Source organism: Streptomyces sp. NPDC027962 (assembly GCF_055566095.1).
Genome location: NZ_JBVHTA010000008.1, coordinates 100172 through 116974 on the forward strand (window position 1 = coordinate 100172; position 16803 = coordinate 116974).

General features: G+C 70.6%; 16 protein-coding genes and 1 riboswitch. Of the genes, 12 read left to right on the top strand and 4 right to left on the bottom strand.

Annotated elements, in window-relative coordinates; genetic code table 11:
• The 6 genes from ctaE to ACZ4SA_RS10455 all read left to right on the top strand — a co-directional run bounded on the left by ctaE (position 1) and on the right by ACZ4SA_RS10455 (position 7234).
• Positions 1-621, top strand: coding sequence for an aa3-type cytochrome oxidase subunit III (ctaE, locus tag ACZ4SA_RS10430; RefSeq protein ID WP_468272080.1), 621 nt, complete (start codon positions 1-3; stop codon positions 619-621).
• 92 nt (positions 622-713) lie between these two features.
• A complete protein-coding gene (qcrC, locus tag ACZ4SA_RS10435; RefSeq protein ID WP_468272083.1) occupies positions 714-1523 on the top strand; it encodes a cytochrome bc1 complex diheme cytochrome c subunit in 810 nt (269 codons plus the stop codon).
• Positions 1520-2596: a cytochrome bc1 complex Rieske iron-sulfur subunit gene (gene qcrA, locus ACZ4SA_RS10440; RefSeq protein WP_468272086.1), complete on the top strand. Its 1077-nt coding sequence runs from the start codon at positions 1520-1522 to the stop codon at positions 2594-2596. Before qcrC ends, qcrA begins: the two co-directional genes overlap by 4 nt.
• Positions 2593-4218 (top strand): cytochrome bc1 complex cytochrome b subunit, encoded by a 1626-nt coding sequence (gene qcrB / locus ACZ4SA_RS10445; RefSeq protein WP_468272089.1) that lies wholly within the window; start codon positions 2593-2595, stop codon positions 4216-4218. Before qcrA ends, qcrB begins: the two co-directional genes overlap by 4 nt.
• A gap of 152 nt (positions 4219-4370) precedes the next feature.
• Positions 4371-5462 (top strand): anthranilate phosphoribosyltransferase, encoded by a 1092-nt coding sequence (gene trpD, locus ACZ4SA_RS10450; protein ID WP_468272091.1) that lies wholly within the window; start codon positions 4371-4373, stop codon positions 5460-5462.
• 114 nt (positions 5463-5576) lie between these two features.
• A riboswitch (SAM riboswitch) is annotated at positions 5577-5694 on the top strand.
• Between the two features lie 178 nt (positions 5695-5872).
• A complete protein-coding gene (locus ACZ4SA_RS10455) occupies positions 5873-7234 on the top strand; it encodes an aminotransferase class V-fold PLP-dependent enzyme (protein WP_468272094.1) in 1362 nt (453 codons plus the stop codon).
• Between the two features lie 7 nt (positions 7235-7241).
• Here the strand turns inward: ACZ4SA_RS10455 and ACZ4SA_RS10460 are convergent, their stop codons facing one another.
• Genes ACZ4SA_RS10460 through ACZ4SA_RS10470 form a run of 3 tightly spaced genes read right to left on the bottom strand, consistent with a single transcriptional unit; the run spans position 7242 to position 8546 of the window.
• Positions 7242-7484: a glycerate kinase gene (locus tag ACZ4SA_RS10460; protein ID WP_468272097.1), complete on the bottom strand. Its 243-nt coding sequence runs from the start codon at positions 7482-7484 to the stop codon at positions 7242-7244.
• Between the two features lie 52 nt (positions 7485-7536).
• Positions 7537-7818, bottom strand: coding sequence for an Lrp/AsnC family transcriptional regulator (locus ACZ4SA_RS10465; protein ID WP_356634894.1), 282 nt, complete (start codon positions 7816-7818; stop codon positions 7537-7539).
• Entirely contained in the window at positions 7815-8546 is a 732-nt protein-coding gene (locus ACZ4SA_RS10470; RefSeq protein ID WP_468272101.1) for a rhomboid family intramembrane serine protease, read from the bottom strand. Before ACZ4SA_RS10470 ends, ACZ4SA_RS10465 begins: the two co-directional genes overlap by 4 nt.
• Before the next feature lie 151 nt (positions 8547-8697).
• Between ACZ4SA_RS10470 and ACZ4SA_RS10475 the strand changes: the two genes are divergently transcribed.
• From ACZ4SA_RS10475 to ACZ4SA_RS10495, 5 genes are all read left to right on the top strand, one after another.
• Positions 8698-8940, top strand: coding sequence for a hypothetical protein (locus tag ACZ4SA_RS10475; RefSeq protein ID WP_468272359.1), 243 nt, complete (start codon positions 8698-8700; stop codon positions 8938-8940).
• A gap of 37 nt (positions 8941-8977) precedes the next feature.
• Positions 8978-10342: an NYN domain-containing protein gene (locus ACZ4SA_RS10480; protein WP_468272103.1), complete on the top strand. Its 1365-nt coding sequence runs from the start codon at positions 8978-8980 to the stop codon at positions 10340-10342.
• Between the two features lie 328 nt (positions 10343-10670).
• Complete coding sequence (locus ACZ4SA_RS10485) at positions 10671-11696, top strand: C40 family peptidase (RefSeq protein WP_468272105.1); 1026 nt, start codon at positions 10671-10673, stop codon at positions 11694-11696.
• A 293-nt stretch (positions 11697-11989) separates the two neighbouring features.
• Positions 11990-13027, top strand: a complete 1038-nt coding sequence (locus tag ACZ4SA_RS10490) for a C40 family peptidase (protein WP_468272108.1) — start codon at positions 11990-11992, stop codon at positions 13025-13027.
• Positions 13028-13113: 86 nt separating this feature from the next.
• A complete protein-coding gene (locus ACZ4SA_RS10495) occupies positions 13114-14340 on the top strand; it encodes a hypothetical protein (protein WP_468272110.1) in 1227 nt (408 codons plus the stop codon).
• On the opposite strand, the gene ACZ4SA_RS10500 is transcribed toward ACZ4SA_RS10495, so the two are convergent.
• Positions 14294-15532 (bottom strand): glycosyltransferase 87 family protein, encoded by a 1239-nt coding sequence (locus tag ACZ4SA_RS10500; protein ID WP_468272113.1) that lies wholly within the window; start codon positions 15530-15532, stop codon positions 14294-14296. The genes ACZ4SA_RS10495 and ACZ4SA_RS10500 overlap by 47 nt on opposite strands.
• Before the next feature lie 122 nt (positions 15533-15654).
• On the opposite strand from ACZ4SA_RS10500, the gene ACZ4SA_RS10505 reads away from it, so the two are divergent.
• The gene (locus ACZ4SA_RS10505; protein ID WP_468272116.1) at positions 15655-16797 is read left to right on the top strand and encodes a glycosyltransferase family 4 protein; all 1143 of its coding nucleotides are present in this window, start codon (positions 15655-15657) and stop codon (positions 16795-16797) included.
• The last annotated feature ends 6 nt before the right edge of the window (positions 16798-16803 follow it).

Consider the following 16803-nt stretch of genomic DNA (forward strand, 5'->3'; position numbering starts at 1 on the left):
ATGTCGGTCGTGGCGACAGCAACGACAGTAGAAACCGGGCACGCGCACCCGTCGGTCAATCGACCGAACCTCACCAGCGTCGGAACCATCATCTGGCTGAGTTCCGAGCTGATGTTCTTCGCGGCCCTCTTCGCGATGTACTTCACCCTGCGATCGGTGACGGGCACCGAGTACTGGACGGCTCAGGCGGAACACCTGAACTTCCCGTTCTCGGCGACCAACACCACGATCCTGGTGCTTTCCTCCCTCACCTGCCAGCTCGGCGTCTTCGCCGCCGAGCGCGGTGACGTGAAGAAGCTCCGGACGTGGTTCATCATCACGTTCGTCATGGGTGCGATCTTCATCGGCGGTCAGGTCCTGGAATACACCGAGCTGGTGAGGGACGCGGGCATGTCGCTCTCGTCCGGCCCGTACGGTTCCGTGTTCTACCTGACCACCGGCTTCCACGGCCTGCACGTGACGGGCGGTCTCATCGCCTTCCTGCTGGTCCTGGGAAGGACCTACGCGGCCAGGAGATTCACCCACGAGCAGGCAACCGCCGCCATCGTCGTGTCCTACTACTGGCACTTCGTCGATGTCGTCTGGATCGGCCTCTTCGCCACGATCTACATGATCAAGTAATCGGCGCGGGCGGTTCGTCCCGAGCGGGCACCGCCTGAAGCAGACACAGTCCAGAAGCACCGACGCAGAAGATCCTGACACCGGGGTAATCCGTGAAAAAGCTCTCCGCACGACGACGCCATCCGCTGGCGGCGGTCGTCGTCCTACTCCTCGCGCTGGCGGCCACTGGGGGGCTGTACGCCGCGTTCGCACCCGCGGACAAGGCGCAGGCCGATGACACCGCCCAGTCCCTCGCCATCAAGGAGGGGCAGAAGCTCTACACCGTCGGCTGCGCAAGCTGCCACGGAACCGGCGGTCAGGGCACCACAGACGGCCCGTCCCTGGTCGGTGTCGGCTCGGCCGCTGTCGACTTCCAGGTCGGCACGGGCCGTATGCCCGCCCAGCAGCCCGGCGCGCAGGTGCCCGAGAAGCCGGTCGTGTACTCGCAGGCCGAGATCGACCAGCTCGCGGCGTACGTCGCCTCCCTGGGCGCCGGTCCGATCACGCCGACCGAGAAGCAGTACAGCCCCGAGGGCGCGGACATCGCCAAGGGTGGCGAACTGTTCCGCAACAACTGCGCCCAGTGCCACAACTTCACCGGCGAGGGCGGCGCGCTGACCGAGGGCAAGTACGCCCCGAGCCTGGAGGGCGTCAGCCCGAAGCACCTCTACGAGGCCATGCAGACCGGCCCGCAGAACATGCCCTCCTTCCCCGACACCACGATGCCCGAGCAGCAGAAGCGGGACATCATCGCGTACGTCAAGACCGTGAACGGCGACGAGACGCCGACCCCCGGCGGTTTCGCGCTGGGCGGCCTGGGCCCCGTCAGTGAGGGTCTCTTCGGCTGGATCTTCGGTCTCGGTTCGCTGATCGCTGTTGCCATCTGGGTCGCGGCCCACACCGCTAAGGCCAAGAAGTCATGAGTAGCCAAGACATTCCAGAAGAGAACCTGCCCGCAGAGCAGGGCGCCGCGCACGACGCGGCCCACGGTGGCACCACCGCCGTCGCACAGCGCCACGACGAGCCGTTCGCCGACCCGGGACTGCCGGCCCACAAGCCGCGCATCCAGGACATCGACGAGCGTGCCGCCAAGCGCTCCGAGCGTGCCGTCGCCTTTCTGTTCACGCTGTCGATGCTCGCGACGGTCGGCTTCATCGCCGCGTTCGTGATTCTCCCGGTCGACAAGATCGTGTACATCTGGCCGTTCGGTCACATCAGCGCGCTGAACTTCTCGCTGGGCGTGACGCTGGGTCTCGCGCTCTTCTGCATCGGCGCGGGCGCCGTCCACTGGGCGCGCACCCTGATGTCCGACGTGGAGGTCGCCGACGACCGGCACGCGATCGAGGCCGCTCCCGAGGTCAAGGCCAAGGTCATGGCCGACTTCGCGGACGGTGCGCGGGAGTCCGCCATCGGTCGGCGCAAGCTGATCCGCAACACCATGTTCGGCGCGCTGGCCATGGTGCCGCTCTCCGGCGTCGTGCTGCTGCGTGAACTGGGCCCGCTGCCCGAGGACAAGCTGCGCAACACCCTGTGGGCCAAGGGCAAGCAGCTCATCAACATGAACACGAACGAGCCGCTGCGTCCCGAGGACGTCGCGGTCGGTTCGCTGACCTTCGCCATGCCCGAGGGCCTGGAGGAGAGCGACCACAACTTCAACACCGAGATCGCCAAGGCCGCCCTGATGATCGTCCGTCTCCAGCCGGAGGACATCAAGGACAAGCAGGAGCTCGAGTGGTCCCACGAGGGCATCGTGGCCTACTCGAAGATCTGCACCCACGTCGGCTGCCCGATCAGCCTGTACGAGCAGCAGACGCACCACGTCCTCTGCCCGTGCCACCAGTCCACCTTCGACCTCTCCGACGGCGCCCGCGTCATCTTCGGTCCGGCCGGTCACCCGCTTCCGCAGCTGCGTATCGGTGTGAACGCCGAGGGCAACCTCGAGGCGCTCGGCGACTTCGAAGAGCCCGTCGGTCCGTCTTTCTGGGAGCGCGGATGAGTACACAGACAGAAACGCAGAAGAAGGCGCCCGCCGGTGAGCGGGTCGCCGACTGGGCGGACGGCCGGCTCGGGATCTACTCGTTGGCCAAGGCCAACATGCGGAAGATCTTCCCGGACCACTGGTCCTTCATGCTGGGCGAGATCGCGCTCTACAGCTTCATCATCATCATCCTCACGGGTGTGTATCTGACGCTGTTCTTCCACCCGAGCATGAACGAGATCGAGTACCACGGCTCGTACGTGCCGATGCAGGGCATCCGCATGACCGAGGCGTACGCCTCGACCCTGGACATCAGCTTCGACGTCCGCGGCGGTCTGCTCATCCGGCAGATCCACCACTGGGCAGCGCTGATCTTCCTCGCGGCGATGTTCGTGCACATGATGCGCGTGTTCTTCACCGGCGCGTTCCGCAAGCCGCGTGAGATCAACTGGCTGTTCGGCTTCCTGCTCTTCGTCCTGGGTATGTTCACCGGCTTCACCGGTTACTCGCTCCCGGACGACCTGCTCTCCGGCACCGGTGTCCGCTTCACGCAGGGCGCGATCCTGGCGACGCCGATCGTCGGCACCTACATCTCGATGTTCCTGTTCGGCGGCGAGTTCCCCGGCCACGACATGGTCGCGCGGTTCTACTCGATCCACATCCTGCTGCTGCCGGGCATCATGCTCGGGCTCGTGGTGGCGCACCTGATCCTGGTCTTCTACCACAAGCACACGCAGTTCGCGGGCCCCGGCCGTACGAACAAGAACGTCGTCGGCATGCCGCTGCTGCCGGTCTACATGGCCAAGGCCGGAGGTTTCTTCTTCCTGGTCTTCGGTGTCATCGCGATCATCGCCGGCCTGTTCACGATCAACCCGGTGTGGGCCCTCGGCCCGTACCGGCCGGACATGGTTTCGACCGGCGCCCAGCCCGACTGGTACATGGGCTTCGCGGAGGGGCTGGTCCGGGTGATGCCGGGCTGGGAGATCAACCTGTGGGGCCACACCCTGGCCCTGGGGGTGTTCGTCCCGCTGGTCCTCTTCGGCCTCATGCTCGGGGCGCTCGCGGTGTACCCGTTCATCGAGTCGTGGATCACCGGCGACAAGCGCGAGCACCACATCCTGGACCGCCCGCGCAACGCTCCGACGCGCACCGCGCTGGGCGTCGCCTGGGTGACCGCCTACGTGATCATGCTGCTGGGTGGCGGAAACGACATCTTCGCCACGCACTTCCACATGTCGATCAACGCGATCACCTGGTTCGTGCGCATCACGTTCTTCGTCGGACCGGTTCTCGCGTTCGTCATCACCAGGCGGATCTGCCTGGGTCTGCAGCGGCGCGACAAGGACAAGGTGCTGCACGGACGCGAGTCCGGCATCATCAAGCGTCTGCCGCACGGTGAGTTCGTCGAGGTCCACGAGCCGCTGGCGCAGGGCGACCGGTACAAGCTGACCGCGCACGAGCAGTACGAGCCCGCCGAGATCGGCCCCGAGGTGGACGAGAACGGCGTCCGGCGCAAGGTGACGCGCAGGGAGAAGCTGCGCGCCAGGCTCAGCAAGGGCTACTACGGCGAGGGGACGCAGATCCCCAAGGCGACCGTCGAGGAGTACAAGGAGATCACCAGCGGCCACGGCCACCACTGATCACCTGAGCTGATACGTCGCCACGGCTGGGATCACCTCCCGGCGCAGCCAGGCGAAGAGCCCCGTCCATTCGCTGGACGGGGCTCTTCGCCGTCCCCGGGGCTGGATAGGGTGGAACCATCCCTATTGGCTTGTGGACCCAGGAGTGGACCATGAACGTTGTGACCCCGGTCGGCGGCGACAGCGGGCTGGCCCTCCCCCAGACTCCGTCCGGGGGGACCCCCACCTGGCCCAGCGTCCTGAACGCCCTCCTCGAGAACCGCGACCAGAGCGCCGAGGCCACCGCGTGGGCCATGGACCGCATCCTCAGCGGCGAGGCCACCAACGCCCAGATCGCGGGCTTCGCCGTCGCCCTGCGCGCCAAGGGGGAGACGGTCGAGGAGATCTCCGGACTCGTACGGACCATGTACCGGCACGCCAACCTGATCGACGTGCCCGGCCCGAGCGTCGACATCGTCGGCACGGGCGGTGACGGCGCCAGGACGGTCAACATCTCCACCATGTCCGCGATCGTCGTGGCAGGCACGGGCGCGAAGGTCGTCAAGCACGGCAACCGCGCCGCGTCCTCCGCGAGCGGCGCGTCCGACGTCCTGGAGAAGCTCGGCGTCAATCTGGAGCTCACTCCGCAGCGGGTTGCCCAGGTGGCCGAAGAGGCCGGGATCACCTTCTGCTTCGCCGTGAAGTTCCACCCCGCGCTGCGGCACGTGGCCGCAGCCCGCAAGGAGCTGGGCATCCGCACCACGTTCAACTTCCTGGGCCCGCTGACCAACCCGGCGCAGGTCAAGGCGCAGGCCACCGGTGTCGCCGACGAGCGGATGGCGCCCATCCTGGCCGGTGTGCTCGCCGACCGCGGCTCCTCCGCGCTCGTCTTCCGCGGCGACGACGGCCTCGACGAGCTGACGACGACCGCGACGTCCCGGGTGTGGGTGGTACGGGACGGCGCGGTGCGCGAGGACCGGTTCGACCCGCGGGACATCGGCATCGAGCTCGTGCCCGTCGAGGCGCTGCGCGGCGCCGACGCCTCGTACAACGCCGATGTGGCGCGCCGGCTGCTGGGCGGCGAGACCGGCCCCGTACGGGACGCGGTGCTGCTCAACTCGGCGGCGGCGCTCGCGGCCCTGGAGCCGACGGACGGCACGCTGAACGAGCAGCTCGCGGCCGGGGTCGCCCGGGCGGCCCAGTCGATCGACTCGGGTGCGGCGCGGGCGGCGCTGGAGCGCTGGGTGGCGGCCAGCAACGCATGACGCGGCAAGGGCGCGGCAACGCATGACGCCGCCGCACGCATGACGCAAGGGCGCGGTCCGGATCGTGGACCGCGCCCTTGCGTCATGCGAGACGTATGGCAGGATGCGTCCCAAGGTCATGAGTGACAGCGATTACGGCCCCGGCCCGCTGTCCGGCAACCCTCCGTCCGTGGCGGGGTGCCCCGGGTGAAGACCAGGCCGCAGGCAGCGAGGTCTGCGGCAAGCGCGGACCCCCGCGGCATCGTCGAATGCCGTGTCCCTGGGGTCCTGGTCCTCAAGGGAGCAGTCTCGTGAGCAAGCGAATGCGATAGGGCATCCCAGCCCCTTCTCCGGTCACCCTTTTCTCCAGCGGTGCTCCGCCCTGTGCTGCGTCGACGCACCGTTTTCGCCTGCCCGTACGGGAGTTCGCCATGTCTGTCGCCACCACCTCCGACCTGTCCCTCTGCGCCCCGCTGCCGGTCCTCGGCCGGGACGTCACCGTTCCGCTCGTCACCGGCGGTGAAGTCGGCTACGCCGCCCTCGACTACGCGGCCAGCGCCCCCGCGCTTCAGCGCGTCTGGGACGACGTGGCCGCGTACGCCCCGTACTACGGCAGCGTGCACCGCGGGGCCGGCTACCTCTCCCAGCTGTCCACGGACCTGTTCGAGAACAGCCGGACCGTGGTCCACGAGTTCCTCGACTGCCGGGACGCCGACCAGGTCGTCTTCACCCGCTCCACCACCGACTCGCTCAACCTGCTCGCCGCCGCGCTGCCGGCCGGCTGCGAGGTGTTCGTCTTCGAGACCGAGCACCATGCCTCGTTGCTGCCGTGGAGCGACGCCCGCGTGACGTACCTGAACGCGCCCCGTACGCCCGCCGAGGCCGTGCGGACCCTGGAGCACGCGCTCGCCGACCGCGACCCCCACGGTCCCGCGCTGGTCTGCGTCACCGGTGCGTCCAACGTGACCGGTGAGCTGTGGCCGGTGAAGGAGCTCGCCGCCGCCGCCCACGCCCACGGCGCCCGCATCGTGCTCGACGCCGCCCAGCTGGCGCCCCACCTCCCGGTGTCCGTAAGGGAGTTGGATGTCGACTGGGTGGCCTTCTCCGGGCACAAGCTGTACGCGCCGTTCGGCTCCGGTGTGCTCGCCGGGCGGTCCGACTGGCTGCAGGACGCGGAGCCGTACCTGGCGGGCGGTGGCGCCTCCCGGAAGGTCACACGGCGGACCGACGGCGGGGTGGACGTCGAGTGGCACACCACGGCCGCCCGGCACGAGGCCGGTTCCCCGAACGTGATCGGCGTCTACTCGATCGCCTCCGCCTGCAAGGCGCTCGCAGAGGCCGGGTTCGACGCACTGGTCGCCCGGGAGCGGCTCCTGATCGAGAAGGTCCGAGAGGGGCTCGCCGAGGTGCCCGAGGTCAAGGTGCTGTCCCTGTTCGGCGACGAAGCGCCGCGGGTCGGTGTCATCTCCTTCGTGGTGGAGGGCTGGAACAGCTCGCACTTCGCCGCGGCGCTCTCCGCCGAGTACGGCATCGGTGTGCGCGACGGCCTCTTCTGCGCCCACCCGCTGGTGCGCACCTTGCTGGGCGGCGACCAGCAGGACGTCGGCGAGTGCGGCGCGCCGGAGGCGAAGCCGGGGGAGAAGGCCCGGGGCGCCATCCGGGTCAGCTTCGGCGCGGGCACTCCGGACGAGCACCTGGACCGGTTCGTGAGCGCCGTGAAGGAACTGGTCCGCGACGGTGCGCAGTGGAAGTACCGTACCGAGGACGGCCGTTGCGTGCCCGACCGCGGCTGACGCCCGCTCACGCCGCGAGCCGCGTCCCCACCAGGACCATCCCGAGCGCACGTTCGGCCGTGTCGGCGAGGAGCTCACCGGCGCGGTCCAGCGCCTCCGGCAGCGGCACGGGCGCCGGCACGATCGACCCGTAGGCGTCCACGCCCGCGGTGATGATCGCGCGGACGCCGTGGCCGAGGGTTCCGGCGAGGGCGAGGGCGAGGGCGAGGCCGAGCACGAGCGCGGCGGCGGCCCGGGCCCGGTGCGCCACCTCCGCCGCAACGGCCCGCGGTTCGCGACCGGCCGGGGTGCCGCCTCCAGCGCTACGCGTCCAGGCCGATCGCGAACGCCGCCTCCAGGTCGTGCTGGGAGTAGGTACGGAAGGCGACGTGTGTGTCGGTCGCCTCGACGCCCTGGATCTTGCTGATCCGGCCGGGGATCACATCCGCCAGGTCGTCGTGCCTGGCCACCCGGACCATGGCGATCAGGTCGTAGGTGCCGGTGACGGAGAAGACCTCGCTGACGCTGTCCAGCGCGGCGATCGACTCGGCGATCTCGGGGATACGGTCCACGCTGGTCTTGATGAGCACGATCGCGGTGATCACGGCTGGCTTTCTCCCTCGGTCGCTGCAGATGTGTTCACTCTAGTCCCACGTCCGTAGCGGCCCCACGCGTAGACGAAGCCCGCCCCGAACCCCACCAGGTGCGCCAGATACGCGACGCCCGGCCCGCTGCCCGCGCCCCTGGCCGCCAGCCACTGCAGTACGAACCAGAAGATCAGTACCGCCCAGGCGGGGAAGCGCAGCGGCAGGAAGAAGAGGAAGGGGAAGAGACTGGTCACCCGGGCCCTGGGGAAGAGGAAGAGGAACGCTCCGAGTACGGCGGAGATGGCCCCCGACGCGCCCACCAGGGTCTGCTCCGAGTCGTCGTTGACCGCCGCGTAGACGAGCAGCGCGAGATAGCCGGCCCCCGTGTAGAAGAGGGCGAAGGCGAGCCGGCCCATCCGCTCCTCGACCATCGCGCCGAAGACGAAGAGGAAGAGCATGTTGCCGAGCAGGTGCAGCCAACTGCCGTGCACGAACAGGGCGGTGAGCGGAGTGAGCAGGGCGCCCGGCGAGCCCGCCATCAGTTCGGCGGGGATCACCCCCCACCGTTCGAAGTACGCCGCCTGAGCGGCGAGCAGCCGGTCGCCGAGGCCGTACGAGAGGTTCAGACCGGAGACCGGGCTGATGACGAAGATCGCGCAGCAGACCGCGATCAGGCCGTATGTCACGGCGGGACCTCTCACCGCGTTCCGGATCGTATGCCTGGCCGTGCCCCACCGACTGATCATGGACAGAGCATGGCTTAGCGGGACCGAACGGTACAGAGTGCCTCGCCGCGACATGGGGTACCCGCGAGGCCGTAGGGTTGCAGGGAGTACATCCGCAGTTCGACGGCGCACCGCGGCACCAGCATCCCGCATGACGAAGAAGGACGGCACGATGACGACGGTTCCCTCGCCGACCGCTGACACCCGGTGGCGCTGCACACTCTGCGGCAACCTCACGCGCTTCGACGTCACGCGCTCCTCGAAGGTCGTGGAATACGTCCATCTGGACCTGGCCGGTGAGCCGGCCGTGGAGGAGCGCGAGGTCGTCAGTGAGACCATCGAGTCGGTCCGGTGCCGTTGGTGCAACGCGGTGGACCAGATCGAGCTGGTGGACAGGCCGGGCGCCGGCTCCTGAACGGAGCGGCCCGCATGGGTGGTAGGGGTGACGGATCGTGGAGCAGCCTGACAACGGCGCCGAGTCGGCCGGTGCGGCCGGCGACGCCGCCGAGGCGCTCGACCGCCCGCTGCCGGAAGGGGTTCGACGGCGGGTCGTCGCCCTGGTCTCCGATGCGTTCGGCGGCCTGACCGTCGCCGAACTTCCGGCACAGTTGCGCCAGTACGCCCGATTCACCCCCACCCGGCGCGCCAAGTTCGCAGGCAATGCGATGGCCGCCGCACTGGAGAGCGACCCCCTCTTCCGCCAGCGCATCGGCGAACGGCTCGGAAAGGCCCAGCCCGAGCTGGCCGCGGCCCTCGGGTCCGGAGCGCCGCCCGCCGCCGCCGACCCCGTCGACGTGGCGGCCGCCGCCTATGTGCTGCGTCCCCCCGGCTGGGTGAAGATGGTCGCCGCCGCGGGCGAGGAGGCCCTGCGGGCCGACGCAGAGCGCGCCGACGAGGCAGGCCGGCGCGAGCTGGACCGGCTGCGCGAGGAGCTGGCGGAGGCCCGCGGACAGATCAGGAGCGAGACCGACCGGCTGCGCGTCGAACTCGATGCCGCCCGCAAGGAGGCCGAGTCGCTCCACCGCAAGCTGCGCAGCGCCCAGGCCGATGTGAAGCGCGGCGAGGCCGCCGTGCGGCGCAGGGAAGCGGAGATCGACGGCGTCAGGGCCCAGGCCGCGGCCCAGGTGTCGGCCGCCGAGAGCGAGACACGGCGGCTCAAGGCGCGTCTGGCGGAGGCGGAGGCCGCCGTCGAGGCGGGCCGCCGGGCCGCCCGTGAGGGGCGCTCCATCGAGGACATGCGGTTGCGGCTGCTCCTCGACACGGTGCTGGACGCCGCACAGGGGCTGCGCCGCGAGCTGGCCCTGCCGCCGGCCGGTATCCATCCGGCCGACACGGTGGAGGCCGTCGAACCCGGGCGGATGTCGCCCAAGGACATCGCGGCCCGTGCGCTGTCCGAGACGGACCCCGCCCTCCTCGACCAGCTGCTGGCGCTGCCCCAGGCGCATCTGGTCGTGGACGGCTACAACGTCACCAAGACCGGCTATCCGACGATGCCGCTGGAGAAGCAGCGGCTGCGGCTGCTGGGCGGCCTGTCGATGCTCGCCGCCCGCTCCGGGGCCGAGATCACCTGTGTCTTCGACGGGGCCGAACTGGCCGCGCCGGTGCTGCTGGCGCCGCCGCGCGGGGTGCGCGTGCTCTTTTCCAAGGCGGGTGTCACCGCCGACGAGCTGATCCGTCAACTGGTGCGTGCCGAGCCGCCCGGCCGGCCTGTGGTGGTCGTGTCGACCGACCGCGAAGTGGCCGACGGTGTCGCGAAGGCGGGCGCCAGGCCCGTCGCGTCCGCCTTGTTGCTGAAGCGGCTTTCGCGCGTCTCGTAGAGTCTGGCAATCCCCACGGCATATGCCCGATTTGACGCCAGTGCAGGTGGGACGTTGCGTCAAGTAACCATTACTACGCGTGTGATGAGAGTAAAGAATGGCCTCGACGGGCAAGATTTTTCCTGCGAGGATTTGAAGTGATCACAAGAAGGTCACTAGGGTCAGGCCTCGAACCTTCGCGCGGTTGATCGCCCATCCGGGGTGACAGCGAAGGAACCGCCTAGTTCGTGCAGTTCGCCCCATTTCCCCCGGGATCCGACGCGCGGACAGCCGGGGATTCGCCCCCCACAGCCCGGTAGGCGGCTCGAGGAAGAAGGAGCTCGCCTTCGTGGCGTCCCACCGTCGTCCCAAGCAGCCGAGCCGCACCCGCGTGACCGTGCTCACCGCGACCGCCGCAGCCGCCGTCGCCCTGACCGCCCAGACCGCCCAGGCCGACCCGAAGCCGAGCAAGAGCGAGGTCAAGGAGAAGGTCGACAAGCTCTACGAAGAGGCGGAGCAGGCCACCGAGAAGTACAACGGGGCCAAGGAGCAGCAGGAGAAGCTCGACGAGCAGATCGACGCGCTGCAGGACAAGGTCGCCCGCGGGCAGGACGAGCTCAACACCCTCCGGGACAGCCTCGGTTCGGTGGCGAGCGCCCAGTACCGCACCGGTGGCATCGACCCCTCCGTGCAGCTCTTCCTCTCCGGCGACCCGGACACCTACCTCGACAAGGCTTCCGCGCTGGACCAGCTCGGCGCCAAGCAGACCGAGGCGATCCAGGAGATCCAGGCCAAGCAGCGCACCCTCGCGCAGCAGCGCCAGGAGGCCCAGAGCAAGCTCGGCGATCTGGCGGAGACCCGCAAGACCCTCGGCGAGAAGAAGAAGGAAGTCCAGGGCAAGCTCGCGGAAGCGCAGAAGCTGCTGAACTCCCTCACCGCCGCGGAGCGCGCCGCGCTCGCCGCCGAGGAGACCCGCGCCAATCGCGCGAGCGCCCGCGCCGACCTCGGCCCGGCCGTGCCCGCCTCGCAGCGCGCGTCCGCAGCCTTCGCCGCCGCGCAGTCCCAGATAGGCAAGCCGTACGTGTACGGGGCCAGCGGCCCCAACTCCTTCGACTGCTCCGGTCTCACCTCCTGGGCGTTCGCCCAGGCCGGTGTCTCCATCCCGCGTACTTCGCAGGCGCAGGCCAACGCCGGCTCCCGCATCTACTCGCAGAGCCAGCTCAAGCAGGGCGACCTGGTCATCTTCTACGGCGACCTGCACCACGTCGGCTTCTACGCGGGCAACGGCCAGGTGCTGCACGCCCCGCGCAGCGGGACCAACGTGCGCTACGAGTCGATCAACAACATGCCGTTCCAGTTCGGCGTGCGTATCTGACGCAGCGCGTTCCTGACGGCTGTGCCTTCTGACTGAACCGCGTACCTGACGGGCCGTCGGACGGAGCGTTCGGCGGTCTTCACACCCGCCCGAACGGGGGAATTCCGTCCCTCCTGGCTGACGCGACGCCCCGCCGGTGACCTTGTGATCTCCGGCGGGGCGTCACTTTGTATGCCCGGACGGGCCTTTGGTCACCCCGTGTTCACCCGGCTACTCTCTGCCGCGCACCGAACCCGGTTGCACGGAAGTCCCGTGCAACCGCTGCGGAAGTCCTGCGGAAGGGAGCGCGGCCCGTGGTTTCCCACCGCCGACCCTCACAGCCCGGCCTCACCCGGAGCGTCGCCCGTGGCACCGTCCTGTCCGCGGCTGCGGCCACGGCCGCCGCCCTCACGGCCGTACCGGCGGGCGCGGAACCGAGGGACAGCGTCGAGGCCACCCGGGCCGAGGTCGACCGGCTCCATCAGGAGGCGGAGCAGGCCACGGAGAAGTACAACAAGGCCGGTGAACACGTCGAACAGCTCAACGAGCAGGTACGGCACGCGCAGGACAGGGTCGCCCGCAGCCAGGAGCGGATCAACCGGATGCGCGAAGCGCTCGGCTCCGTGGCGGGCGCCCAGTACCGGTCCGGCGGCATGGATCCCGCCCTCGCGCTGCTGCTGTCCAAGGACCCGGACAGCTACCTCGAGGCCGCGGCCACCCTCGACCGCATCAGCGAACGCCACACCGGAGCCCTCGCGGACCTCCGCCGCGAGCAGCGCGGCCTCGGCCAGAAGCGCGCCGAGGTCGCACAGGACCTCGTGGAGCTCGAACGCAGCCGAAGCGCCGTGGCACGCCACAAGCGCACCGTCGAACGCAAACTGGGTGAGGCCCGCCGACTGCTGAACGCCCTGCCCGCCGAGGAACGGGAGGCATACGACAGGGCCTCGCGCTCCGGCCGCGGCGAACTCCCCGGCCTTTCCGGCGTCGTGGCAGGCTCCCCGCACGCGGCCGCCGCGACCATGGCGGCCCGCAGCGTGGTCGGCCGCCCGTATGTGTGGGGCGCGAACGGGCCGTCCGGCTTCGACTGCTCGGGCCTCGTCCAGTGGTCGTACGCCCAGGCGGGCGTCGCGCTGCCCCGCACCTCCCAGGCACAGGCGTACGCCGGCCGCCGGGTGTCCCTGGCCGAGGCGCGACCCGGCGACATCGTCACGTACCGCAGCGACGCGAGCCACGTGGGCATGTACGTGGGGAACGGGCAGGTGGTGCATGCGCCGTACCCGGGGGCGTCGGTGAGGTACGACCCGGTGGGGATGATGCCGGTGAACTCGGTGAACTCGGTGACGCGGGTGTAGCGCGGGCGGCTTCGGCTCCCTGCCGGCCGTTCAGAGGCGCAGGACTGCGGGGGTCCTGGTGGCGGCCGGTTACGTACCATCGCAGGGTGACACGTCATGGGCGCTCGCGGCGCACGGTGGGCCTCGGGCTCGCCGTGCTGGTCGTCGCGCCCGCGTGCACCGCCGGGGACAGGCCCCTGGACCCGACCCTCGAGGAGATCCAGCGGACGCTGGACGCCCGTGCCGCTGCCGTGCTCGATCACGACCGCCCCGGCTATCTCGCGTCGCTCGAGCCCGGCGCGACGGAGCTCCGGGCCGCTCAGGGCGAGGAGTTCGACAACCTCGCGGACGTGCCGCTGGACTCCTGGGAGTACCGGATCAAGGGCCTGCGCCACAAAGGCTCACAGGCCGTCGTGGACACCGAGCTGCGCTACCGCATCGCCGGTTACGACTCCGCCCCCGTGGTCGCCTCCCGCACGCTGGAGCTGGCCGAGCGCGAGGGCCGCTGGTACGTGACGGCCGACCGCCGTGGCGTCGGTGCCCTGCAGCAGCTGTGGCACCAGGGCGACGTGCAGGTCGTGCGGGGCAGCCGCAGCATCGTCCTCGGGGTCGGCCAGGACGAGAAGCGGCTGCGTGAGCTCGCGACGGCCACCGATCGTGCCGTGCCGTCCGTGTCCAAGGCGTGGCCGGACGAGTGGGCCGGCCGTGTGGTCGTGCTCGTACCGCCCTCCGTGGAGGCGATGGGCAGGCTGCTGGGCGCGCCGGCCGCCGGATACAAGGGCATCGCGGCGGTCACCACCGGCGAGAGCGACCCGAAGGACACCTCGCCCGCCGACCGGGTGGTCGTCAACCCGGAGGCGCACGGGCTGCTCGGCGATTTCGGGCAAGGGGTCGTGCTCACTCACGAGACCACCCATGTCGCGACCCGCGCCCACACCTCGCCGGCGACCCCGATGTGGCTGTCGGAGGGCTTCGCGGACTGGGTCGCCTATCGCGGCTCGGGCCGTACCGCCGGGGAGGCCGCGCCCGGACTGCAGGAGGCGGTCCGGGCGGGCGACGTGCCCGCCGTCCTGCCGGACGACCGGGACTTCACCTTCGGCGGGGACGCGGGCACGACGGCCCGGGCGTACGAGGGCGGCCGGCTGGCCTGTGAGCTGATCGCGGAGCGGTGGGGGGAGAAGAAGCTCACCGCCTTCTACCGGTCCGTGGGCGAGGGCGAGGGCGAGCACCGGGACGGCGCGGTGGAACGCGCGCTGGGGGAGGAGCTGGGCACGACGCCGGACGCGTTCACCGCGATGTGGCGGGGCTATCTGCTCGAGCGTCTGGGTCCGTAACCCGCCCCCGGCCGGGCACCGCCGTGACCGTCCGGCGCCACAGCCGCAGGCACGCGTCGAGCGTGGCGGCCACCAGCAGCCCGTTGCGCACCACGAGCAGCGCGATGCCGAGCGGGTCGCTCGCCACCACGTGCGAGAACCCCACCGGGAACTCCAGCAGCGTCACCCCGGTCGCCGCCAGCGCCAGCGCGGCCGGCCGCACCATCGCGGTGGCCCGGTGGACCAGGCACACGGCGGCGAGGCCGACCAGCCACACCATGTACTGGGGGCTGATCACCCGGCTCGTGGTGGTGAACAGCAGCACGGCGGCGAACGCCGCGTCGCACATCGTGGCCGCGTCGAACTCCCTGGCCCGGGCCCGCCACAACGCCAGCCAGCCGAGCGCCGCGAGCGACAGCGCGAGGGCGAGGCGGCTGACGAGCGGGACGTACGGACCGAGGAACTCGACGGACCCGTAGTTGAGCAGCACCTCGCCCTGCCAGCCGAAGTGGCGTGCCACATGGAAGACGAGGGACCCCAGCGACTCGACCTCGGTGCCGCGGTCGCGCTGAAAGGTGAGGAAGGCCAGTGCACCGGGCATCGCGGCGGCCAGCACCAGGGCGGGCACGACCGCTGTGACCGCCGCGGCGGCCCAGGAGCGCCGCGTGACCCGGCCGCGCGGGGTGCCCAGGAGCACCAGCAGCGGCCACACCTTCAGCAGCGCGCCGAGGCCCGCCAGCGCGCCCATCACGCCCGGCCGGCGGGCCGAGGCCAGGAGGGCCGCGACTGCGACGGCGGTCACCGTCAGGTCGTAGCGGGCGTAGACGGTGGGTCCCAGCAGCGGCACACCGGCGACCCAGGTCCAGGTGCCGCGCCGACGGGTGCTGTGCCGCTCCGCGCGCAGGAGCAGCGCAAGGACCAGCAGGTCCCACAGCAGCGCGAGCACGAAGAAGGCGGTGGTGTAGCCGAGACCGGGCAGCAGCCCCGGTGCGATGATCACGAGCGCGGCGCCGGGCGGGTACTGCCAGGTGACGTCGTCCAGCGGATACGTACCGGTGCGCAGCACCTCCTGCCAGCCCTGGTAGATCACCGACACGTCGGTCGTGACATCGGGGCCGGGACAGCTGAGGACGCCCAGGACCAGGAGCAGCAGCGCCGTCCTCGTCAGGACCCACACCGCGACGGGACACCGGGCGCCGTTCGCCACCGCCATGACCGAGTCGCCCCTTTCGTGTGGGAATGGGTGTTGCCATGATGTCGGGCCGGCTGGTTCCGCGGGACGAGGCGGGGCCGTGCCGGGGCCCGGGCTCAGACGGTTCGGTACTGTCGGCGGCGATGCACAAGACCTTGATCGTGACCAACGACTTCCCGCCCAGGCCCGGCGGCATCCAGGCGTTCCTGCACAACATGGCGCTGCGGCTGGATCCCGGGCAGCTCGTCGTCTACGCCTCCTCCTGGAAGCGAGGCCAGGAGGGACTGGCGGCGACCGCGGCGTTCGACGCCGAGCAGCCCTTCACCGTCGTGCGGGACCGTACGACGATGCTGCTGCCGACACCGCGCGTCACCCGCACGGCGACCCGGCTGCTGCGCGAGCACGGCTGTGAGTCCGTGTGGTTCGGGGCGGCCGCGCCGCTGGGTCTGATGGCGCCCGCGTTGCGCAAGGCGGGCGCCCGGCGGCTGGTGGCCACCACGCACGGCCACGAGGCGGGATGGGCGCAGCTGCCGGCGTCCCGGCAACTGCTGCGCAGGATCGGCGAGGGCACGGACACGATCACCTATCTGGGTGAATACACGCGCTCGCGAATCGCCTCCGCGCTGACGCCGGCCGCCGCCGACCGGATGGTCCAACTGCCGCCGGGTGTGGACGAGAAGACCTTCCACCCGGGCTCCGGCGGCGACCTGGTCCGCCGCCGACTCGGACTGAGCGACCGGCCTGTGGTCGTGTGCGTCTCGCGGCTCGTGCCGCGCAAGGGGCAGGACACCCTGATCCGCGCCATGCCCGCGGTCCTGTCGAAGGTGCCCGACGCGGTGCTGCTGATAGTCGGCGGCGGACCGTACGAGAACGAGTTGCGGGGCCTCGCCGCGCAGACCGGCGTCGAGGGGTCCGTCCGCTTCACCGGAGCGGTCCCGTGGTCCGAACTCCCGGCGCACTACGGCGCGGGCGACGTCTTCGCCATGCCGTGCCGCACGCGCAGAGGCGGCCTGGACGTCGAAGGGCTCGGCATCGTGTACCTGGAGGCGTCCGCGACCGGACTCCCCGTCGTGGCGGGCGACTCGGGCGGCGCGCCCGACGCCGTACTCGACGGCGAGACCGGCTGGGTGGTGCGCGGCGGCTCGCCGGAGGAGTCGGCCGACCCCATCGTCACGCTCCTTCAGGACCCGGAGCTGCGGCGGCGGATGGGTGAGCGGGGCCGGGCCTGGGTCGAGGAGCGCTGGCGCTGGGATCTGCTGGCCGAGAGGCTGGTCACACTGCTGTGAGTGCTG

Bases quoted from the DNA above. Each gene is read 5' to 3' on its own strand.
- ctaE (WP_468272080.1), top strand. From the start codon at position 1: ATGTCGGTCGTGGCGACAGCAACGACAGTAGAAACCGGGCACGCGCAC.
- qcrA (WP_468272086.1), top strand. From the start codon at position 1,520: ATGAGTAGCCAAGACATTCCAGAAGAGAACCTGCCCGCAGAGCAGGGC.
- qcrB (WP_468272089.1), top strand. From the start codon at position 2,593: ATGAGTACACAGACAGAAACGCAGAAGAAGGCGCCCGCCGGTGAGCGG.
- trpD (WP_468272091.1), top strand. From the start codon at position 4,371: ATGAACGTTGTGACCCCGGTCGGCGGCGACAGCGGGCTGGCCCTCCCC.
- ACZ4SA_RS10455 (WP_468272094.1), top strand. From the start codon at position 5,873: ATGTCTGTCGCCACCACCTCCGACCTGTCCCTCTGCGCCCCGCTGCCG.
- ACZ4SA_RS10470 (WP_468272101.1), bottom strand. From the start codon at position 8,546: ATGATCAGTCGGTGGGGCACGGCCAGGCATACGATCCGGAACGCGGTG.
- ACZ4SA_RS10475 (WP_468272359.1), top strand. From the start codon at position 8,698: ATGACGACGGTTCCCTCGCCGACCGCTGACACCCGGTGGCGCTGCACA.
- ACZ4SA_RS10500 (WP_468272113.1), bottom strand. From the start codon at position 15,532: ATGGCGGTGGCGAACGGCGCCCGGTGTCCCGTCGCGGTGTGGGTCCTG.
- ACZ4SA_RS10505 (WP_468272116.1), top strand. From the start codon at position 15,655: ATGCACAAGACCTTGATCGTGACCAACGACTTCCCGCCCAGGCCCGGC.